This is a genomic window from Cupriavidus sp. 05N38 (genome assembly GCF_056397345.1).
This window is the reverse complement of record NZ_JBFTNF010000004.1, coordinates 27,244-44,948: the sequence shown is the minus strand read 5'-3', so window position 1 is coordinate 44,948 and position 17,705 is coordinate 27,244. Positions and strand designations below refer to the sequence as shown.

General features: G+C 69.4%; 14 protein-coding genes. 6 read left to right on the top strand and 8 right to left on the bottom strand.

Features of this window, described 5'->3' with window-relative positions:
- Positions 1 to 3: 3 nt before the first annotated feature.
- Positions 4 to 2,262: a xanthine dehydrogenase family protein molybdopterin-binding subunit gene (locus AC1DK4_RS04990; RefSeq protein ID WP_441612613.1), complete on the top strand. Its 2,259-nt coding sequence runs from the start codon at positions 4 to 6 to the stop codon at positions 2,260 to 2,262.
- Between the two features lie 24 nt (positions 2,263 to 2,286).
- On the opposite strand, the gene AC1DK4_RS04985 is transcribed toward AC1DK4_RS04990, so the two are convergent.
- On the bottom strand, positions 2,287 to 3,141 hold the full coding sequence (locus tag AC1DK4_RS04985; RefSeq protein WP_477131425.1) for an anti-sigma factor family protein: 855 nt from the start codon (positions 3,139 to 3,141) through the stop codon (positions 2,287 to 2,289).
- Positions 3,128 to 3,769 carry an RNA polymerase sigma factor gene (locus tag AC1DK4_RS04980; RefSeq protein WP_441612611.1) on the bottom strand — a complete coding sequence of 214 codons (642 nt, stop codon included), beginning with the start codon at positions 3,767 to 3,769 and terminating at the stop codon, positions 3,128 to 3,130. The genes AC1DK4_RS04985 and AC1DK4_RS04980 overlap by 14 nt, the downstream gene beginning before the upstream one ends.
- A gap of 204 nt (positions 3,770 to 3,973) precedes the next feature.
- On the opposite strand from AC1DK4_RS04980, the gene AC1DK4_RS04975 reads away from it, so the two are divergent.
- Both AC1DK4_RS04975 and AC1DK4_RS04970 read left to right on the top strand, forming a co-directional pair.
- Entirely contained in the window at positions 3,974 to 4,858 is an 885-nt protein-coding gene (locus AC1DK4_RS04975; RefSeq protein ID WP_441612610.1) for a metallophosphoesterase family protein, read from the top strand.
- Between the two features lie 45 nt (positions 4,859 to 4,903).
- The gene (locus tag AC1DK4_RS04970; protein ID WP_441612609.1) at positions 4,904 to 5,320 is read left to right on the top strand and encodes a cupredoxin domain-containing protein; all 417 of its coding nucleotides are present in this window, start codon (positions 4,904 to 4,906) and stop codon (positions 5,318 to 5,320) included.
- A 90-nt stretch (positions 5,321 to 5,410) separates the two neighbouring features.
- Here AC1DK4_RS04970 and AC1DK4_RS04965 read toward each other — a convergent pair whose 3' ends face one another.
- Genes AC1DK4_RS04965 through AC1DK4_RS04955 form a run of 3 tightly spaced genes read right to left on the bottom strand, consistent with a single transcriptional unit; the run spans position 5,411 to position 11,433 of the window.
- Positions 5,411 to 8,608: an efflux RND transporter permease subunit gene (locus AC1DK4_RS04965; protein ID WP_441643349.1), complete on the bottom strand. Its 3,198-nt coding sequence runs from the start codon at positions 8,606 to 8,608 to the stop codon at positions 5,411 to 5,413.
- Positions 8,605 to 9,852 carry an efflux RND transporter periplasmic adaptor subunit gene (locus AC1DK4_RS04960; RefSeq protein WP_477131424.1) on the bottom strand — a complete coding sequence of 416 codons (1,248 nt, stop codon included), beginning with the start codon at positions 9,850 to 9,852 and terminating at the stop codon, positions 8,605 to 8,607. Before AC1DK4_RS04960 ends, AC1DK4_RS04965 begins: the two co-directional genes overlap by 4 nt.
- 33 nt (positions 9,853 to 9,885) lie before the next feature.
- Positions 9,886 to 11,433 carry an efflux transporter outer membrane subunit gene (locus tag AC1DK4_RS04955; protein WP_441612606.1) on the bottom strand — a complete coding sequence of 516 codons (1,548 nt, stop codon included), beginning with the start codon at positions 11,431 to 11,433 and terminating at the stop codon, positions 9,886 to 9,888.
- 615 nt (positions 11,434 to 12,048) lie between these two features.
- On the opposite strand from AC1DK4_RS04955, the gene AC1DK4_RS04950 reads away from it, so the two are divergent.
- The 3 genes from AC1DK4_RS04950 (at position 12,049) to AC1DK4_RS04940 (ending at position 13,954) form a co-directional block, all read left to right on the top strand.
- Positions 12,049 to 12,333, top strand: coding sequence for an ArsR/SmtB family transcription factor (locus AC1DK4_RS04950; RefSeq protein WP_441612605.1), 285 nt, complete (start codon positions 12,049 to 12,051; stop codon positions 12,331 to 12,333).
- 122 nt (positions 12,334 to 12,455) lie between these two features.
- Complete coding sequence (locus AC1DK4_RS04945; protein ID WP_441612603.1) at positions 12,456 to 13,064, top strand: 2OG-Fe(II) oxygenase; 609 nt, start codon at positions 12,456 to 12,458, stop codon at positions 13,062 to 13,064.
- A 35-nt stretch (positions 13,065 to 13,099) separates the two neighbouring features.
- Positions 13,100 to 13,954, top strand: a complete 855-nt coding sequence (locus AC1DK4_RS04940) for a LysR family transcriptional regulator (protein ID WP_477131423.1) — start codon at positions 13,100 to 13,102, stop codon at positions 13,952 to 13,954.
- A gap of 47 nt (positions 13,955 to 14,001) precedes the next feature.
- Here AC1DK4_RS04940 and AC1DK4_RS04935 read toward each other — a convergent pair whose 3' ends face one another.
- From AC1DK4_RS04935 to AC1DK4_RS04925, 3 genes are all read right to left on the bottom strand, one after another.
- Positions 14,002 to 14,952 carry a GGDEF domain-containing protein gene (locus tag AC1DK4_RS04935; RefSeq protein WP_441612601.1) on the bottom strand — a complete coding sequence of 317 codons (951 nt, stop codon included), beginning with the start codon at positions 14,950 to 14,952 and terminating at the stop codon, positions 14,002 to 14,004.
- An 87-nt stretch (positions 14,953 to 15,039) separates the two neighbouring features.
- Positions 15,040 to 15,363 carry a hypothetical protein gene (locus AC1DK4_RS04930; RefSeq protein ID WP_441612734.1) on the bottom strand — a complete coding sequence of 108 codons (324 nt, stop codon included), beginning with the start codon at positions 15,361 to 15,363 and terminating at the stop codon, positions 15,040 to 15,042.
- Between the two features lie 1,059 nt (positions 15,364 to 16,422).
- Positions 16,423 to 17,427, bottom strand: coding sequence for a zinc-dependent alcohol dehydrogenase family protein (locus AC1DK4_RS04925; RefSeq protein WP_441612600.1), 1,005 nt, complete (start codon positions 17,425 to 17,427; stop codon positions 16,423 to 16,425).
- Between the last annotated feature and the right edge of the window lie 278 nt (positions 17,428 to 17,705).

Here is a 17,705-nt window from a genome sequence, read left to right as displayed (position 1 = left end):
ATCATGCGAATACAGAACCTGGAAGCACTTGCCGGCGGCAGCCGCCGGCAGGACCCGTCGGCACCCGCGCGCGCGGATGCCGCAGCCACATTCGACCGCCGCGATTTCCTCAAGCTCGCCGGCTTTGCCGGTGGCGGCCTGGCGCTCGGCTTGCTGCCCGTGCCGAATGCGCAGGCGCAGGAAGGCGGCGCGCCCAAGGCGCCGCCCTCGCCGCCGCAGGCCTTCGTGCTGATCGCGCCGGACAACACGGTCACGGTGGCGGTGAACCGGCTCGAGTTCGGCCAGGGCGTGCACACCGCGCTGCCCATGGCACTCGCCGAGGAGCTCGACGTGGACTGGCGCAATGTACGCGCCACGCTCGCGCCCGCCGGCGATGCCTACAAGGACCCCGGCTTCGGCATGCAGATGACCGGCGGCTCCACGGCGCTCAATCATTCCTTCCAGCAATACCGCGAACTCGGCGCGCGTGCCCGCGCCATGCTGGTGGCGGCCGCGGCGAAGCAGTGGCAGGTCGATCCCGCCAGCTGCCAGGTGGCGCAGGGCGTGGTGACTTCCGGCAGCCACCGCGCCACCTATGGGGAGCTGGCGCAGGCCGCCATGGCGCTGCCGGTGCCGCAGCAGGTGAAGCTCAAGGACCCCTCGCAGTTCAAGATCATCGGCAAGCCCACGCCGCGCCTGGACGCGCGCGGCAAGCTGGAGGCAACCACCGCCTTCGGCATCGACACCCGCCTCAAGGACATGGTGGTCGCCGTGGTGGCGCGCCCGCCGCGCTTCGGCGGCAAGGTGAAGTCCTTCAATGCCGACAAGGCGCGCGCAATCAAGGGCGTGGCCGACATCATGCTGGTGCCGGTGGACCGCGGCGGCACCGGCGTGGCGGTGGTCGCGGATGGCTACTGGCCGGCCAAGCAGGCTCGCGACGCGCTCGAGATTGTGTGGGAAGACGCGGGCTCCACCGTCTCCACCAAGGCCCTGTTCGCGCAGTACAAGGCGCTGGCCGCGCAGCCGGGCACGGTGGCGGTGCAGGCCGACCTGGGTGCCATGTCGGGCGCGGCGCGCACCATCGAGGCGGACTATGAGTTCCCCTACCTGGCGCACGCGCCGATGGAGCCGCTGAACTGCACCATGCAGGCCGAGGTGACGGGCAAGACGGTGCAGTCGGTCAAGGTCTGGGTCGGCTCGCAGTTCCAGACCGTGGACCAGGCCGCCATCGCGCGCGTGCTGGGCCTGAAGCTGGACAAGGTCACGCTCAATACCATGATGGCCGGCGGCGGCTTCGGCCGGCGCGCGGTGCCCACTTCCGATTACCTGGTCGAAGCCGCCAACGTGCTGCAGACCTGGGTCAAGAACGGCCATGACGAGCCGCTCAAGGTGATGTGGAGCCGCGAGGACGATATCCGCGGCGGCTACTACCGGCCGCTGCACGTGCACCGGGCCCGTATCGGCATCGATGCGAAGGGGCAGGTGCTGGGCTGGCAGCACACCGTGGTGGGCCAGTCCATCCTCAAGGGCACGCCGTTCGAGGCCTTCATGATCAAGGGTGGCGTGGACGCGACCATGACCGAAGGCATCGTCGAGAACGACTACGGTTTCCCGCTGCAGCTCTCGGTGCACCATCCGCAGGTGGACGTGCCGGTACTGTGGTGGCGCTCGGTCGGCAATACGCATACGGCCTTCGTCAAGGAGACGCTGGTCGACGAGATCGCAGTCAACGCGCGCCAGGATCCGGTGGCGTACCGGCTGTCGCGGCTGGACGCGGGCAAGCACGCGCGCCATCGCGCGGCGCTGCAGCTGGCGGTGCAGAAGTCCGGTTACGGCAAGCGCAAGTTGCCCAAGGGACAGGCCTGGGGCGTGGCCTTGCACGAGTCGTTCAACACCGTGGTGGCCTACGTGGTGGAAGTGTCGCTGGTGAAGAACCAGCCGCGCGTGCACCGCGTGACGGCTGGCGTGCATGCCAACCGCGTGGTCAACCCGATGTCCGCCGAGGCGCAGATCCAGGGCGCCTGCGTGTTCGGGCTGGCGATGATGCGGCCGGGCTTCGCCATCGAGATCGAGAATGGCGCGGTAAAGAACAGCAACTTCCCCGACTATCCGCCGCCGCGCATCACCGATGCGCCGGTGGTGGACGTGTTCTTCGTGCCGTCGGAGGACAACCCCACCGGCCTGGGCGAACCGGGTGTGCCGCCGATCGCCCCGGCGGTGGCCAACGCGCTGTTCACGCTCACCGGCAAGCGCCAGCGGCAACTGCCCTTCGTGCTGGCCTGAGCAGCGGGCAGGCGCGCGGCGCGCTCAGTGCGCGCCGTCGCCGCCGCCCGCGCGCCATGCCTGCGTGAAACGCAGCAGGTCTTCGGCGGAGGCATCGGTGATGGCGGCATAGCGCATGCCATCGCTGTCCCAGCGCGCAAGCTGGTAGCCCTGGTGCGCCTYGATCGCGGGCGCGGCGACGCTCGCGCTGCCCGCCTTGCCCTCTTTTTCCCCGTCTGCCAGCGGCACGACGAAGACATCGATCGGATGCTGGTTGCGGCGGTACACCAGCACCGCCACCGCGCGTCCGTGCACATAGTCCAGGCGGCCGCCCGTCAGCGGGAAACCCTGCGCGGCCAGGTCCCGGACCGGCGGCGCGTAGTCCAGCTTGCCGTTGAACCAGGGCTTGACCGTGTGGCGGTCCGAAGAAGCCACGTCGATGGCGTGGCCGGAGATCAGCGCGCGCACATGACTGGTGACCATCTCGCGCTCCACGGTCGGCTCGCCGGCGTCACGCAGCGCGAACTGCGCCATGCCGATGCCGAGCGCTGCCACGGTCACCGCCGCCATGGCGGCATTGGCGGCCGGGCCCCATGCAAAGTAGCGGCGCAGCGCCTGCCACCAGCCGGCGGGGGCGTGCCGGTCCCGTGGCAGCGCCGCGGCACTGTCGTTTTCCGCGGCTTCGTCCAGTGCCGCCTGCAGCCGGTGGCGCAGCGCGGGGCTGGCGCGGTGATAGGGCGCTTGCGCGCGCAGCGCGGTGCGCAGTTCGCGCAAGTGCGCCAGCTGCGCGCTGCAGGCGTCGCATTGCGCCAGGTGGCGTTCCACGGCGAGCGTATCGCTGACGCCGAGCTCTGCGTCGGCGCAGGCTTGCAGCAGCATCCTCGTGTCATTGCAGTCCATGGCCTGTCTCCCCGGCACCCAGCGGCGGCGCCACGTTCGTGCCCGTTGCGGTGGCGCGCTCCGCCTGCGCGCCGTGCGCCTGCCGGGCGCGCAGCGCCAGCACCGCGGCCGCCAGCAGCTTGCGCGCGCGCGCCAGGCGCGACATCACCGTGCCCAGCGGGATCTCGGCAATGGCGGCGATATCGCGGTAGGGCAGGTCCTCCAGTTCGCGCAGCACCAGTACCTCGCGGAAGGCCAGCGGCAGCTGTTCCAGCGCGAGGTGCAGCAGGCGCACATCCTCGGCGCGCAGCAGCCATTGCTCGGGGCTGTCGCCGTGGCCGTCCTGCCAGCCGGGCAGGGCATCGCCGTCGAAGTGCGCATCGTCGTAGCCGGCGCTGTCGCCCTGGCCGGGCTGCAGCCGCTTGCGCCACGCCGTGAACCAGGTGTTGCGCACGATCGCCAGCAGCCAGGCGCGCGGCTGGTCGCCGCGGAAACTGTCGAAAAAGCAGAACGCGCGCAGGCAGGCTTCCTGCACCACGTCGTCTGCCTCGGTGCTGCTGCCCGACAGCCAGCGCGCCAGGTTGTAGGCGGCGTCGAGATGCGGCAGCACGAGTTCGTCGAATCGGCGGCGTCGGTCGGCAGCGTTCACGTCACTCCTTTGGCCGGGCGCGCGGCGGGGCATCGTCCTGTCCCGTCGCGCCAAATCCGTATACCGAAGATGCGTCGAGTTTATTCCCGCTTTTCGCGCCCGGGGCAAAAAATAAAATCGGCCCGCGGCGGGAATAAAGGCGCGGAGGCGACGGTATGACAGGCATCCCCACAAGCCCCGCAATCAATCATGGAGGGTGCCGAAATGCAGCAACGATCATGGAAGCGGCGCGATTTTCTTGGCCTTGCCGCCTGCGCCGGCGGCGCGGTATTCGCGCAGGCCTTGCCCGGCTGGGCCGCCGGCCGCGACGAGACGTTTTACTTCGTGCAGTTGTCGGACGCGCACTGGGGCTTCCAGGGCCCGCCCAACCCCGACGCGCGCGGCACGCTGCCCAAGGCGGTGGCGGCGGTCAACGCGCTGCCGCAGCCACCGGATTTCCTGATGTTCACCGGCGACCTGACCCACACCACCGACGATCCCGCCGAGCGGCGCCGGCGCATGCGCGAGTTCAAGGCCATCGTCGCCGGGCTCAAGGTGCCGGTGGTGCATCTGATGCCGGGCGAGCACGATGCCAGCCTGGACGAAGGCGCCGCCTACCAGGAACTGTTCGGCCCCACGCACTATGTGTTCGACCACAAGGGCATGCATTTCATCGTGCTCGACAACGTCTCCGACCCGGCCGGCCGCGTCGGCGCCGCGCAGCTCGACTGGCTGGCCGCCGATCTCGGGCGCCAGCCGCGCGACGCGCGCATCGTGGTGTTCACCCACCGCCCGCTGTTCGATCTCTATCCCCAGTGGGACTGGGCCACGCGCGACGGGGCGCAGGTGATCGAGCGCCTGATGCCCTATCCCAACGTGACGGTGTTCTACGGCCATATTCACCAGGAGCATCACCACATGACGGGCCATATCGCCCATCACGCGGCGCGCTCGCTGATGTTCCCGCTGCCCCCGGCGGGCTCGCAGGCGCAGCGCCTGCCGGTGCCCTGGGACCCGGCCCAGCCATACAAGGGCCTGGGCTGGCGCGAGGTCCAGGCCGCGCGTGCCGGCGGCGAGTTCGGCATCGAGGAGAAACCCGTGGCGGCCTGAGCCGTCCCGACGTGCGTACGGCGCATTCATGCAAGGAGACTGGTCATGCAGGTATCGGCGAAGGAACGGGAACGCGCAGGGGAGCGAGCGAGGGAGCAGGCCGGGGAGGGGCTGAGCCGCCGGCGCGCGCTGTGCTGTCTGCTTGTGCTGGCGGGCAGCGCCCCGCTGCTGCGCAGCACGGCCGCCGCGCCGCGCGTGATCAAGGTGCACGCGCGCAAGTTTATCTTCACGCCGGACCGCATCGCGCTGCGCGCGGGCGAGCCGGTGGTGTTCGAACTGACCGCGCAGGATGTGGTGATGGGCTTCAGCGTGCCGGACCTGGGCGTGCGCGCCGACCTGCCGCCGGGCAAGGTGGTGCGGGTCTCTGCCACGCCGGCCAAGGCGGGCACGTTCGGCTTCCTGTGCGACATCTTCTGCGGCTCGGGGCACGAGACCATGAACGGCGTGATCGAGGTCACCTGAGCCCGGTTCTCCACGGGCAGGTGCGGCAATCGCGCGCGAGGCCGCCGCGCCGGACTTCCCGGCAAGGCGAAGGCCCGCCCCGTCCTGCGCTCAGTCGCCCTCGCCGCCTGCCAGCACTCGCTCGTTGCCACTCCCGGGCTCGGCAGGCGGCACGGGGCCGGCCTTGCGCCTGGCCTTGCGCGCCTTGCGTTCCATGTACCAGTAGTGCGCCCGGTCCAGGTACAGGTACACCACCGGCGTGGTGAACAGCGTCAGGGCCTGGGACAGCACCAGCCCGCCCACCATCGCATAGCCCAGCGGCCGCCGCAGCTCCGAGCCCGCGCCATGCCCCAGCATCAGCGGCAAGCCTGACAGCAATGCGCACATGGTCGTCATCATGATCGGGCGGAAGCGCAGCAGGCAGGCCTGGTAGATGGCTTGCTCGGGCGGCATGCCGTGGTCGCGCTCGGCGGTGAGCGCGAAGTCCACCATCATGATGCCGTTCTTCTTGACGATGCCGATCAGCAGGATGATGCCGATCAGCGCGATCACGCTGAGATCGTAGCCGCCCGCCAGCAGGATCAGCAGCGCGCCCACGCCGGCCGACGGCAGCGTGGACAGGATGGTGAGCGGGTGGATATAGCTCTCGTACAGCAGTCCCAGCACGATATACACCGCGATCAGCGCGGCGGCGATGAGGTAGGGCTGCGACGCCAGCGATGCGCCGAAGGCCTGCGCTGTGCCCTGGAACGAGCCGCCCAGCGTCTGCGGGCGGCCCATGCCGGCCAGGGCGGTGTTGATGGCCTTGACCGCGTCGCCCAGCGCCACGTCCCTGGCCAGGTTGAAGGAAATGGTGACGGCGGGGAACTGCCCCTGGTGGCTGATCGAGAGGTAGGCGGTGCTGTTGGTGTCGATCTTGACGAAGGTGGACAGCGGCACCTGCTCGCCGGTCAGCGGCGAGGTGACGTAGAGCCTGGAGAACAGGCTGGGGTCTTCCTGCAGCGCCGGCGTGGCTTCCAGGATCACGTGGTAGCTGTTGATCTGCGTGAAGTACTGGGCCACCTGGCGCTGGCCGATGGCGTCGTACAGCGTGGCGTCGATCAGGGCCGGCGTGATGCCGAAGCTCGATGCCCGTGCCCGGTCGATGGTCAGGCGCGCGGCGGCGGCGGCGTTCTGCTGGTCGGAGGCCACGTCGGTCAGCTCGGGCAGGCCGCGCAGGCGCTCCAGGATGCGCGGCGCCCACTGGTTGAGCTCGTCCAGGTTGGCGTCCACCAGCGTGTACTGGTACTGCGTGCGCGACAGCCGCCCGCCCACGTTGATGTCCTGGCCGGCCTGCAGGAACAGGTTGGCGCCCTGCACCTGGGCCAGCTTGGGCCGCAGGCGTGCGATGACCTCGTCGGCCGAGACGGTGCGGCCTTCATCCTTGGGGCGCAGGCTGATGAAGAAGTTGCCGGTGTTGATGGTGTTCTGGCCGCCGGTCATGCCCACCGCGGCCACGTCCGGATCGGCGCGCACGATATCGGCGAGCTGCACCATGCGCGCGTTCATCGACTTGAACGACGCATCCTGCGCGGACTCCGCGATGCCGAACATGAAGCCGGTGTCCTGCTGCGGGAAGAAGCCCTTGGGGATGTAGATGAACAGCGCTACCGTGGTGGCCACCGTGAGGATGAATACGCACAGGGTGACGAACTGGTGGCGCATCACCACGTCCAGCCCGCGCTTGTAGGCCCCGAGCATGCGGTCGAAGCCGCGCTCGAACAGCTGGTACAGGCGGCCGTGCTCGTGCCCGCGTGGCGGTGTCAGGTAGCGCGAGCACAGCATCGGCGTGAGCGTGAGCGAAACGATCACCGACACCACGATGGTGAGCGTCACGGTGACCGCGAACTCGCGGAACAGCCGGCCCACGATGCCACCCATCAGCAGCAGCGGAATGAACACCGCTACCAGCGAGACCGAGATCGACACGATGGTGAAGCTGATTTCGCTGGCGCCCTTGAGCGCGGCCTCCATCGGCGCCATGCCTTCTTCCACGTGCCGGTAGATGTTCTCCAGCATCACGATGGCGTCGTCCACCACGAAGCCCACGGCGATGGTGAGCGCCATCAGCGAGAGGTTGTCGCGGCTGTAGCCGAGCAGGTACATGCCGCCGGCGGTGCCCATCAGGGCCAGCGGCACGGTGACGCTGGGGATCACCGTGGCCGCCACGTTGCGCAGGAAGACGAAGATGATCATCACCACCAGCGCGATGGTCAGCACCAGCGTGAATTCCACGTCCTTCACCGAGGCGCGGATGGTCTGGGTGCGGTCGGCCAGCGTGTTGACGTTGACCGTGGGCGGGATGGCGGCCTGCAGGCGCGGCAGCGCGGCGCGGATGCGGTCCACGGTCTCGATCACGTTGGCGCCGGGCTGCTTGGTGATGGCGAGGATGATGGCGCGCCCGTTGTGGAAGGTGTTGCCGGCCGGCGCGGCGGCGCCGGCAAAGCCCCAGCCCGCCAGCTTGGCGTTTTCCGGGCCGTCCACTGCCACGCCCACGTCGCGCACGCGCACGGGCGCGCCGTTGCGGTAGGCCAGCACCATGTCGTTCCACGCGGCGGCCTTGGTGAGCTGGTCGTTGGTGTAGACGTTGAAGGCCTTGGTGCGTCCGTCGGTGCTGCCGGTGGGCTGGTTGACGGTGGTGGCGGCGATCACGCCGCGCACGTCTTCCAGGCTCATGCCCATCGAGGACAGCTTCTGCGGGTCCACCTGGATACGCACCGAAGGTTTCTGCTGGCCGCCGATATTGACCAGGCCCACGCCGGAGATCTGCGATATCTGCTGCGCCAGCACGTTGTCGGCGAAGTCGTTGACCTCGGTCAGCGGCAGCGTGTCGGACTGCACCGCCAGCACCAGGATCGGCGAGTCGGCCGGGTTGATCTTGCGGAAGGTCGGGGGCGTGGGCAGGTTGCCCGGCAGCTGGCCGCTGGCGGCGTTGATGGCGGCCTGCACGTCCACCGCGGCGGCGTCGATGCTGCGGTTGAGGTCGAACTGCAGCGTGATCTGTGCGTTGCCCTGCGCGCTGGTCGAGGTCATCTGCGTGAGCCCGGCGATCAGCGAGAACTGGCGCTCGAGCGGCTGCGCCACGTTCGATGCCATGGTTTCCGGGCTGGCCCCGGGCAACGTGGCCGATACCTGGATGGTGGGGAAGTCCACCTGCGGCAGCGGCGCGATCGGCAGCAGCGGCCAGGCCGCCACGCCCACCAGCAGCAGCGCCAGCGCCAGCAGCGAGGTGCCGATGGGGCGTTTGATGAAGGTGGCGGAAATGCTCATGGCCGTGCGTTCCCGGCGCCGCCCGGGGTGGCGGGCGCAGGCGGCGCGGCGCCGGCGCCGGCGCTGGCCACGGTGGCCGCGGGGGTCGCAGGGGTAGCGGGCGAGGCGGTTTCATTCACCCGCGCGCCCGGCTTGAGCTTGTACTGTCCGTCCACCACCACGCGCTCGTCGGCGGCCAGGCCCTTGGTCACGATGGCGCGGGCGTCCTGGATCTCGGCCACCTCGATCGGCCTGGAAGCCACGGTATGGTCCGCCCGCACCACGTAGACGTAGGTGCTCGACTGGCCGCGCTGCACGGCGGAGGCGGGAATGGTCAGTGCCTGTTCGCGCTCGCCGAGCACCAGCCGTGCGTTGACGTACTGGCCTGGCCACAGCGTGTGCGCGGGATTGGGAAAGCGGGCCTTGAGCTGGATCGTGCCCGAGGTGGTGTCGATGGTGTTGTTGAGCAGGATCAGGCTGCCGCGGCCCAGCAGCTGGCCGCTGCCGCGCTCGCTGGCCTCCACTGCGAGTGGCGTGCGGCTGCCCTGGATAGCCTGGTTGATGCGCTGGAATTCACTCTCGGGTAGCGTGAAGACCACGYCGATGGGGTCGATCTGGCGGATCACCACGATGCCGCTGGCGTCAGCCGCGTGGACGATATTGCCCGGGTCGACCAGGCGCGCGCCCACGCGCCCGGACAGTGGCGCGTTGATGGTGGTGTAGTCCAGCTGCACGCGCGCGGCGTTGACCAGCGCTTCGTCGTTCTTTATCGCGGCGGCCAGCTGCGCCACCTGCGCGCGCTGGGTGTCCAGCGTCTGCTCGGTGGTGGCGTTCTCCTGGATCAGTCCCTCGTAGCGCTTGAGGTCGAGCCTGGCGTTGGCGAGCTGCGCCTCGTCGCGCATCTTCTGCGCCTGGGCCTGCTGCAGCTGGGCCTGGAAGGTGCGCGGGTCGATCTGCGCCAGCAGCTGGCCGGCCTTGACGTCCTGGCCTTCGACAAAGCCCACGCGGTCGAGCTGGCCGTCCACGCGCGGCTTGACCGTGACCGTGGCCATGGCCTGCACGGTGCCGACCCCGCCCAGGCCGATCGGCACGTCCTCGCGCCTGACCAGCGCGCTGGAGACCGACACCGCGGGCGCGGGCGCGGCCGCCTGCCGCGGCGCCATCATGCGCTTGAGCGGCCCGATGGCGAACCAGGCCAGCGCGGCCAGCACGAGTATGGCGAGGCCGATCAGGAAGGGGTTGCGGCGGGAGGGCTGGGTCGCCATGGAATGCCTTGGGAAGTGGTGTGCCTGTGCGGTTCAGGGTTGGGCCGGGGCGCCTGCGCTGCCGGCGGGGGCGAGGGTGGCCGGCGCGTTGCCGGCCGCGCCGGGACTGGCCGGGCCGGACGGGGTGGCGGGGGGCATGGCGGACGGATCGGCCATGGCCAGCGCCGCGCTGCTCCAGCCGCCGCCGATTGCCTTGATCAGGCCCACGCTGGCGGCGAACTCGCGGCCACGCAACTGGATGGCGGTACGTTCATTGGACAGCGAAAGGGCCTGTGCCGTTACCACCGCCAGATAAGATGCCGTGCCGGCGCGGTATTGCGCCAGGCTCACGCGCTCGGCCACGCGGGCGGCGTCCACCGCGCGGTCCTGCACCACCACTTCCTGGTCGAGCACGCGCAAGGCCGAGAGGTTGTCCTCCACTTCCTGCAAGCCGTTGAGCACGGTCTGCCGGTACGCTGCCGCCGCGCCGTCGTAGGCCGCCACCGCCTGGTCATTCTGCGCGTTGCGCAGGCCACCGTCGAAGATGGTGCCCGCCAGCGCCGCGCCGAGCGACCACACGCGCCCCGGCGGGCCGAACCAGTTGGCCAGGCTGCCGCTGCTGGCGCCGCCCACGGCGGACAGCACCAGCGAAGGGAAATACGCCGCGCGCGCCACGCCGATGTTGGCGTTGGCCGCGGCCATGCGGCGTTCGGCGGCGGCGATGTCGGGGCGGCGCTCCAGCAGCGCCGAGGGCAGGCCCGGCGGCACCACGAGCGGGCGCATGGCGAATGCCGCGGGCGGCAACGCGAACTGCGCCGGGGCGAGGCCGAGCAGCACCGCGATGGCATGCTCGAGCTGGTTGCGCTGCACCTCCAGGTCGATCGCCTGCGCGCGCGCCGATTCCAGCGTGACCTGGGCCAGCGCCACGTCGCCCGAGGTCGCCACGCCGGCGCGGAACTGGCTCTGGGTGAGCTTGAGCGATGCCTCGTACGCGGCCAGCGTGCGGGCGTAGAGCGCCTCGAGCACGTCGGTCACGCGCAACTGGATATAGTCCTGCACCAGTTCGCCCTGGATGGTCAGGCGGGCCGCGGCAAGGTCGGCGGCGCTGGCCTGCGCGTTGTCGCGGGCGGCTTCGATGGTGCGCCGCACCTGGCCCCACAGGTCGACCTCCCAGCTGGCATCGAGGCTGGCCGAGTGCGTGTTGGACACGGTCTGGATGCCCAGCGTGTTGGTGCGCGCGCGGCCTGCCGACACGGCGGCGCCCAGGGTGGGAAACAAGCCGGCGCGCGCGCCCTGCGCCAGCGCGCGCGCCTGCCGGTATTGCGCCTCGGCCTGGCGCAGGCTCTGGTTGGCTGCGTTGGCCTGCACGACCAGTTCATTCAGGCGGGCGTCGTCGAAGCCGCTCCACCAGTCCTGGCTCAGGTCCACCGGGCGCGGCTCGGCGATCTTCCATTGGTGGTCGGGCGGCGTGGCCTCGCGAAAGGCCGCGGGCGTATCGGGCGGCGGACGCTGGTAGTCCGGGCCGACGGCGCAGCCGGCCAGCCAGGCGCAGGCCATGGCGATGCCGAGCACGCGCGTTGGAAGCGGGCGCGCGGTGATCATGCGGGGGAGCGACGTTCGGGCGTCATGGACGGGCCTTCGTGGTGATGCCGGTTTCCTGCACTGTCTAGCCTTGCCTGGCGATGTGCCGGCGGGGGCGGGGAAGCGTTCCAGGCATGCATGGAGGCGCGCCGCCGCGCATTGCCGCGAGGCTGTCCTATGGCAAGGATAGTGCGGGCCTGAAAGCGGTGTAATGCGCGGCGCATTACCGAATATTTCACTGGCTTACGCTGGTCCGCCTGGCGCGCGCTGCCAGGTGCGGCCTGGAATACATCGCGTCGGGCCGCGCGGGGGGCGGCGGCCAAGCTGTTACCGGATCTTGCCGGCAAGCCGGCCTCGGCATTGTGCGGTGCGCAAGGCCGCGCCGCCGCCGTGCCGGCGGAGGAAGCCCGGCGGACGTTTCTCGTGCGCGCAGCGGCGCCGCCGGCGCGCAGGGCGGATGCGGCACGCTGTTGTAATCTGGTGTAATCGTGCGGCGGCGCGCGCCCGCAGGTTGCATTTGCCTGGAGTGCCGCGTAGAAAGTAGGTGTCGGGCGGCGCAGCGGGAGGGCTGCGGCAAACCGGGCGGCCGGCCGGCGCACACAAGACCATCTGGACGACGAGCGGGAAGGCGTGGCCATGGAGACAGATCAAGAAAGCACACTGACCTATGCACTGCTGGCGGAGCCGGCGCGCGCCGCGATCTGCCGTGCGCTGCTGGAAGCGGGCGAGGAGGGCATGCCCGCCTTCGACCTCGCCGGCATAGCCGGGCTCAACCTGGCGCGGGCCAGCCATCATTTCCGCGAACTGACGCAGGCCGACGTGCTGGCCCTGATCATCCGCGACCGGCAGGTCATCTACGCGCTCAAGGCGCGCCGTGCCGTGCGCATGGCGCTGGAGTATCTGGACGCCAGCGGACTGTAGCCCGGGCGGGCGGCGCTGCCCCGTATAATTCCGCGCTTGCGAGCCCGCGCGGAGAGAAATCCGTGCGCGCGGCGATGGCACGGTGTGCCGTCCGGCCCCACCGATCCTGAGCTTCCCTATCCATGTCCGTCCTGGAAAACCTGTTTGCCGCCCTCGAAGAACATGGCTGGGCGGTCTCCGACGATCTGATCGGCGCCGACCTGGCATTGCGCCTGCACCGCGAGAGCAGCGCGGCGTGGGAGGCCGGGCGCTTCCATCCGGCCCGCGTAGGCCGCGCCGAGGGCATCGCGCGCGAAGCGGATATCCGCGGTGATTCGATCCTGTGGCTCGACGACGCCCCCGCCTGCCCCGCCAGGCAGGCGTTCCAGGCCTGGGCCGCCGATTTCCGCCAGACCCTGAACGGGCGTTACTTCCTCGGTCTCAAGCGCGAGGAATTCCACTTCTCGCACTATCCCGTCGGCACGGCCTACAAGAAGCACCTCGACCAGCATCGCGCGATGCGCGACCGCCAGATCTCGCTGGTGCTCTATCTCAATGCCGAATGGAGTGAATACGATGGCGGCGAGCTGGCGCTCTATTCGCCGGAGGACGACAAGATCGAGCTGCACCGCGTGCTGCCGCGCTTCGCGCGGCTGGTGGTATTTCGCAGCGACCTGGTCCCGCATGAGGTGTTGCCCTGCAACAAGACGCGCTGGGCGCTCACCGGCTGGTTTCGCACCGATGCGGCGTGAGCGCGCGCAGGCAAGCTGACCAGGCGGCCCGGCACATGGAGTGGAGCGATATCAAGATCTTCCTCGCGATCGCCCGCGCGGGCAGCCTCGGCGGCGCCGCGCGCGCGATCGGGCAGACCCAGCCGACCATGGGACGCCGGCTCAAGGCGCTGGAGGAAGCCCTGGGGCAATCGCTGTTCCAGCGCACCAGCGACGGCTTCGTGCTGACCGCCGAAGGCAGCGCCGTGTTTGCGCACGCGGAGCGCATGGAAGAAGAGGCGCTTGCCTTCGAGCGCCAGCTGTCCGGCCACGGCCGGGAGCTGGACGGCATGTTGCGCATCTCGTCGTCGGACTGGTTCGGCGTGCATATGCTCACGCCGGTGATCGCGGACTTTATCCGCTCGCATCCGCGCGTGGCGGTGGAGCTGGTGACCGACGCGCGCCTGTTCAGCCTGGCACGGCGCGAAGCCGACCTGGTGTTTCGCATCCGCGCCTTCGACGAAGCCGATGTGGTGCAGCGCAAGCTGATGCACATGGACTATGCGCTCTATGGCGCGCCCGGCGTGGCGCCGCCGCGCGCGGGCGGCGGGGAGGGCCATGCGCTGCTGACGCTCGACACCGGCTTCTCCGACCTGCCGGACGTGGCCTGGATGCGCCGCTTGCTGCCCGGCGCGCAGGTGGCCTTCGGCAGCAACAGCCGCGAGGCACAGGCGCGCCTGTGCGCGGCCGGCGCCGGGCTGGCGGTGCTGCCGTGCCTGCTGGCCGAGCGCGTGGGCGGGCTGCAGGCCATCGACCTCGGCGAGCCGCCGCCCGGCCGCGACGTATGGGTGGGCTACCACCRCGACCTGCGCCGGCTGGGCCGGCTGCGCGCTTTCCTCGATGTGGTCTTCGCACGCCTCGGCGCCGGCTAGACGCCAGACGAATGCCGGACGAATGCCGGATGGACGCTGCACGGATGCTAGAACGCAACCCGGTCGCGGCCGGCCGCCTTGGCGCGGTACAGCGCTTCGTCGGCCAGGCGCACGAGCTGGTCCGCGCCGTCTGATGCCATGCCGGCATCGACAGCCTGCGCGACCCCGATGCTCGCGCTGATGGGGATGGCCCGGCCGCCATGGCGGACGGCTTCCGAGCGGATGGCGCGGCGGATCCGCTCGGCCACCCCGATCGCGTCGGCGAATGCCGTGTCCGGCAGCAGCACCGCGAACTCCTCTCCGCCATAGCGGCCGAGCACGTCATGCTCGCGCAGGCAGGCGCCGACCCTCGCGGCGACCGCCTTGAGGACGGCGTCGCCGGCCGGGTGGCCGTGCTTGTCGTTGACTTGCTTGAAGTGGTCCAGGTCGAAGATCAGGATGCAGAGCGGCGAGCCGGACCTGCGCCAGCGCCGGAACGCTTCCCGCAGGCGGTCTTCCAGATGGCGGCGGTTGTAGAGTCCGGTCAGCGCGTCGCGTATCGCGGCCTCATGCAACGCGCCGACCGCCTCGTCGCGCGCGCGTTGCGCAATGGCCAGCTCCGTCACGTCGACGATCGTCACGCACACGGCAATGACCTCGTCGTCTTCCATGAGCGGCAGGAACTCGCAATCCTGCCGCATCCAGTCGAGATCGCAGGTGACCGGCAGGTCATGCGGGAAGCGGAACAGGTAAGGGCGGTGCTCCCACGAGGTGAAGGCGCTGATCTTCAGCAGGAACACCGAATCGAGCGTATGCGTGAGCCAGCCTGCGGGCAATTCGGGAAACAGTTCGAGCAGCGGCCGGTGCAAGGCGGCCGCGGCGCTGACGCCGCTGCGGTCCGCCATGAAGAGGTTCCAGAGCACGATGCGGTATTCCCGGTCCAGCACGAAGACGCCGCAGCCCATGCGCGCCAGCGCCAGTTCGTGAAGCCGCGCATGCGCGGCGGAGTCGAGGGACATGTCAGGGGCTCCAGACACTGCAAGGCAAAAACTGCAAGGCGAAGACCGCGGAGCCGGGTTCCGGGTCCCGCGGGGACTGCTAGAGAGCTAGAGACGGGCCAGCACCTCGTCGAGGGCCGTGCACAGCCGCTCGATCGCGCCCTGCGCCAGCATGGCGACCAGGGTCGCCTTGAAGCCGCCGTCCCCGATGCGGATGCTGAGCTCGAGCAGCAGCGCCTGGCCCAAGGCCGGATTGCCGGGCTTGTGCGCGGCGCCGAAGATCTGCTCCGCATCGATCTCGCGCGGCACGGAGAAGGTCGGCCTGCGGCCGAGCTGCGCGAGCAGGCCGGATACGCAGGCGCCAGCGAACACATTCGCGATTTCGAGCAGCAGGCCTCGCGACGCCATTTCCGCGCCGCCTTCGGCAGCCATGTCCTTGCCTGCGTAGACGGCTTCGCACAGCGCGCGCGCCGTCGTGGTCGAAGAACACCATGGTCTCGCCGGCGATATCCGAGCGGAAGCTCTGGCGGAAGGCGGCCACGTCGGGCATCTCGCCCAGCAACCGCGCGATTTCGTCCCTGAGCTGCTGCGGATCGACCAGGCAGATGCGCGGGATCGACAGCGTCACGACGCAGCCCAGCAGGCGCGCAAGCATCGCCCCCGCCGTGCCCATGCCGATATTCGCGATCTCCTGCAGAGCGTCGCAGCGGTCTTCGCCAAGGGTGGCGCGCGGGCCAGGAGCCGGCTGCGCCCTGATGAGCAGCTTGCGCGCAAGGGTGGCGTCGTCGCAGACGAGGTCAGGGCGTGCCATGAATTTCCTCCGATCAGTGTGGTGTCCGCCGGACGAGGATCCGTCTCGCTGGCAGCCCGGGGGCGGCTGCGCGCAGCTATTCGTCATGCTGTCCTGCCGGCGGGAGTCACATCGGGAATGCATGGTGAGAAAGCCGGCCGGATGGCATTCGGGTTAGCGAATGGCGGTGACATCCGGGTATCTGGAAGCTGTCCTCAATTAAACGGCGATGGACGCAAAGAGTAAAGCGGCCTTCCGATTCGGATTCTTATCGATGCCTTGATGCGAGGGATGCAATGCATTCATCCTCTTGCGGTCCCAATGAATCGGATAACTCTTATTTAATTCCTATTCACTTCGACGTGCTTCGGCAAGGATTCCCGGCGGGCGCCGGATGGAGCGGGGGCGGATGATTCGGCGGGATTTCACCAGATTTCCGCGCGTAGTGGCGGAAATCGACGGCGGGACGGCGTTCGGGGGCGCCTGGAAGATGGTCGGCTGCTTGACGGTGAGGATGTGATTATTCTTAATAATTCTTATCGGAATTCAAGGCGCGAAGTGGCATGTTGGCGGCGGATAATCCGAAGGCGAAATACCTTTATCCAGGAAATGGATGGCATATTCGCCCCTGTTCTGCCAATTGCCGTTCCCTCCAGGCCACGGCCCGGCCGCGACGTGTTGCGCGGCCGGGCCGGAATGGTTTAGCCCCGCGCGATTTCCACCACGAGCTTTCCCTTGGCCGCACGCGTCTCGATGGCGTGGTGTGCCTCGATGGCATTGTCCAGGTGGAAGCGGCGCGGATCCAGTTGCACGGTGAGCTTGCCGGCATCGGCGAGAAGGGTGGCCTCCCGCAGGATCTCGCCATGGTGTGCGCGGCCCTTGCCGGTCAGGAGCGGGATCAGGGTGAACACACCCGAGTAAGTCGCGGCGCGGAACGACAGCGGCGCCAGCTTGTGCGTCCCCCAGCCCAGGCAGCTCACCACATGGCCGCCATAGGTGCGTGCGGCGAGGAAGGCGTTGTCCAGCACCTCGCCGCCAACCGTGTCGTACACCACGTCGAAGCCTGCGCCGCCGGTGTGCTGCTCGACGTACTGCTCGACCGTGGTCGTGGCGAAGTCGATTGCGGTGGCGCCATAGCCCTCGATCGTTGCCTTGTGCCCGGCCGAGCCGGTGGCGTAGACCTGCGCACCGAGCGCGCGGGCGATCTGCACCGCGACATGGCCGACGCCGCCGGCGCCGCCGTGCACCAGCACCTTCTGTCCGGGCTGCACGTTGGCCCGGTCGACCAGGCCCTCCCACGCGGTGATGAAGATCAGCGGCAGCGCGGCGGCTTCGCGCATCGAGAAACCGGCGGGCTTGGGTGCGAGCAGGTCGGCGTCGACCGCGGCATACTCGGCCAGCGAACCTTGCACGCCGCCCACGCCGCCGGTCATGCCGTAGACCTCGTCGCCGGGCGCGAAGCAGGACACGCCCGGGCCCACGGCCTCCACCACGCCGGCCAGGTCGATGCCGAGCACGGCGGGCAGCGGCTGACGCGCATGCGCCGCATTGCCGGCGCGGATCTTGGTGTCGAGCGGGTTGACCCCGCTGGCCAGGATGCGCACCAGAACCTGGCCGGGACCAGCCTGCGGCACGGGAAGCTGGACGGACTTGAAGGGCGCGCCTGCGGTTTCGACGATCAGGGCCTGCATGGAGGCTTGCGGCATGGTGAACTCCCGGTAGGAATTGGGTTGAGTCGGATTGAGTCGGGCTGGGTTGGTATCACCATTGTTGTTCATGCGAAAACGAAGATAAATCAACTTGTTCGCATGATATTCATTCATTTGTGCATGACGACATGACCGGGCCGCGCTGATGTGCCTTCAGGACCGCGCTTCCGTGCACGTATCAGAGGGGCGCTGCGGGTGCGCTGTTGCCCGGCGCCCGCGGCGGCGGATCCGGCACCCGGATCGCCGGCAAGCGTAAGCGCATCATGGATGCGCGC

Excerpts from the sequence above, each read along its gene's own strand:
- AC1DK4_RS04990 (WP_441612613.1), top strand. The coding sequence starts at position 4 with ATGCGAATACAGAACCTGGAAGCACTTGCCGGCGGCAGCCGCCGGCAG.
- AC1DK4_RS04975 (WP_441612610.1), top strand. The coding sequence starts at position 3,974 with ATGCAGCAACGATCATGGAAGCGGCGCGATTTTCTTGGCCTTGCCGCC.
- AC1DK4_RS04970 (WP_441612609.1), top strand. The coding sequence starts at position 4,904 with ATGCAGGTATCGGCGAAGGAACGGGAACGCGCAGGGGAGCGAGCGAGG.
- AC1DK4_RS04965 (WP_441643349.1), bottom strand. The coding sequence starts at position 8,608 with ATGAGCATTTCCGCCACCTTCATCAAACGCCCCATCGGCACCTCGCTG.
- AC1DK4_RS04955 (WP_441612606.1), bottom strand. The coding sequence starts at position 11,433 with ATGATCACCGCGCGCCCGCTTCCAACGCGCGTGCTCGGCATCGCCATG.
- AC1DK4_RS04950 (WP_441612605.1), top strand. The coding sequence starts at position 12,049 with ATGGAGACAGATCAAGAAAGCACACTGACCTATGCACTGCTGGCGGAG.
- AC1DK4_RS04945 (WP_441612603.1), top strand. The coding sequence starts at position 12,456 with ATGTCCGTCCTGGAAAACCTGTTTGCCGCCCTCGAAGAACATGGCTGG.
- AC1DK4_RS04935 (WP_441612601.1), bottom strand. The coding sequence starts at position 14,952 with ATGTCCCTCGACTCCGCCGCGCATGCGCGGCTTCACGAACTGGCGCTG.
- AC1DK4_RS04930 (WP_441612734.1), bottom strand. The coding sequence starts at position 15,363 with ATGGCTGCCGAAGGCGGCGCGGAAATGGCGTCGCGAGGCCTGCTGCTC.
- AC1DK4_RS04925 (WP_441612600.1), bottom strand. The coding sequence starts at position 17,427 with ATGCCGCAAGCCTCCATGCAGGCCCTGATCGTCGAAACCGCAGGCGCG.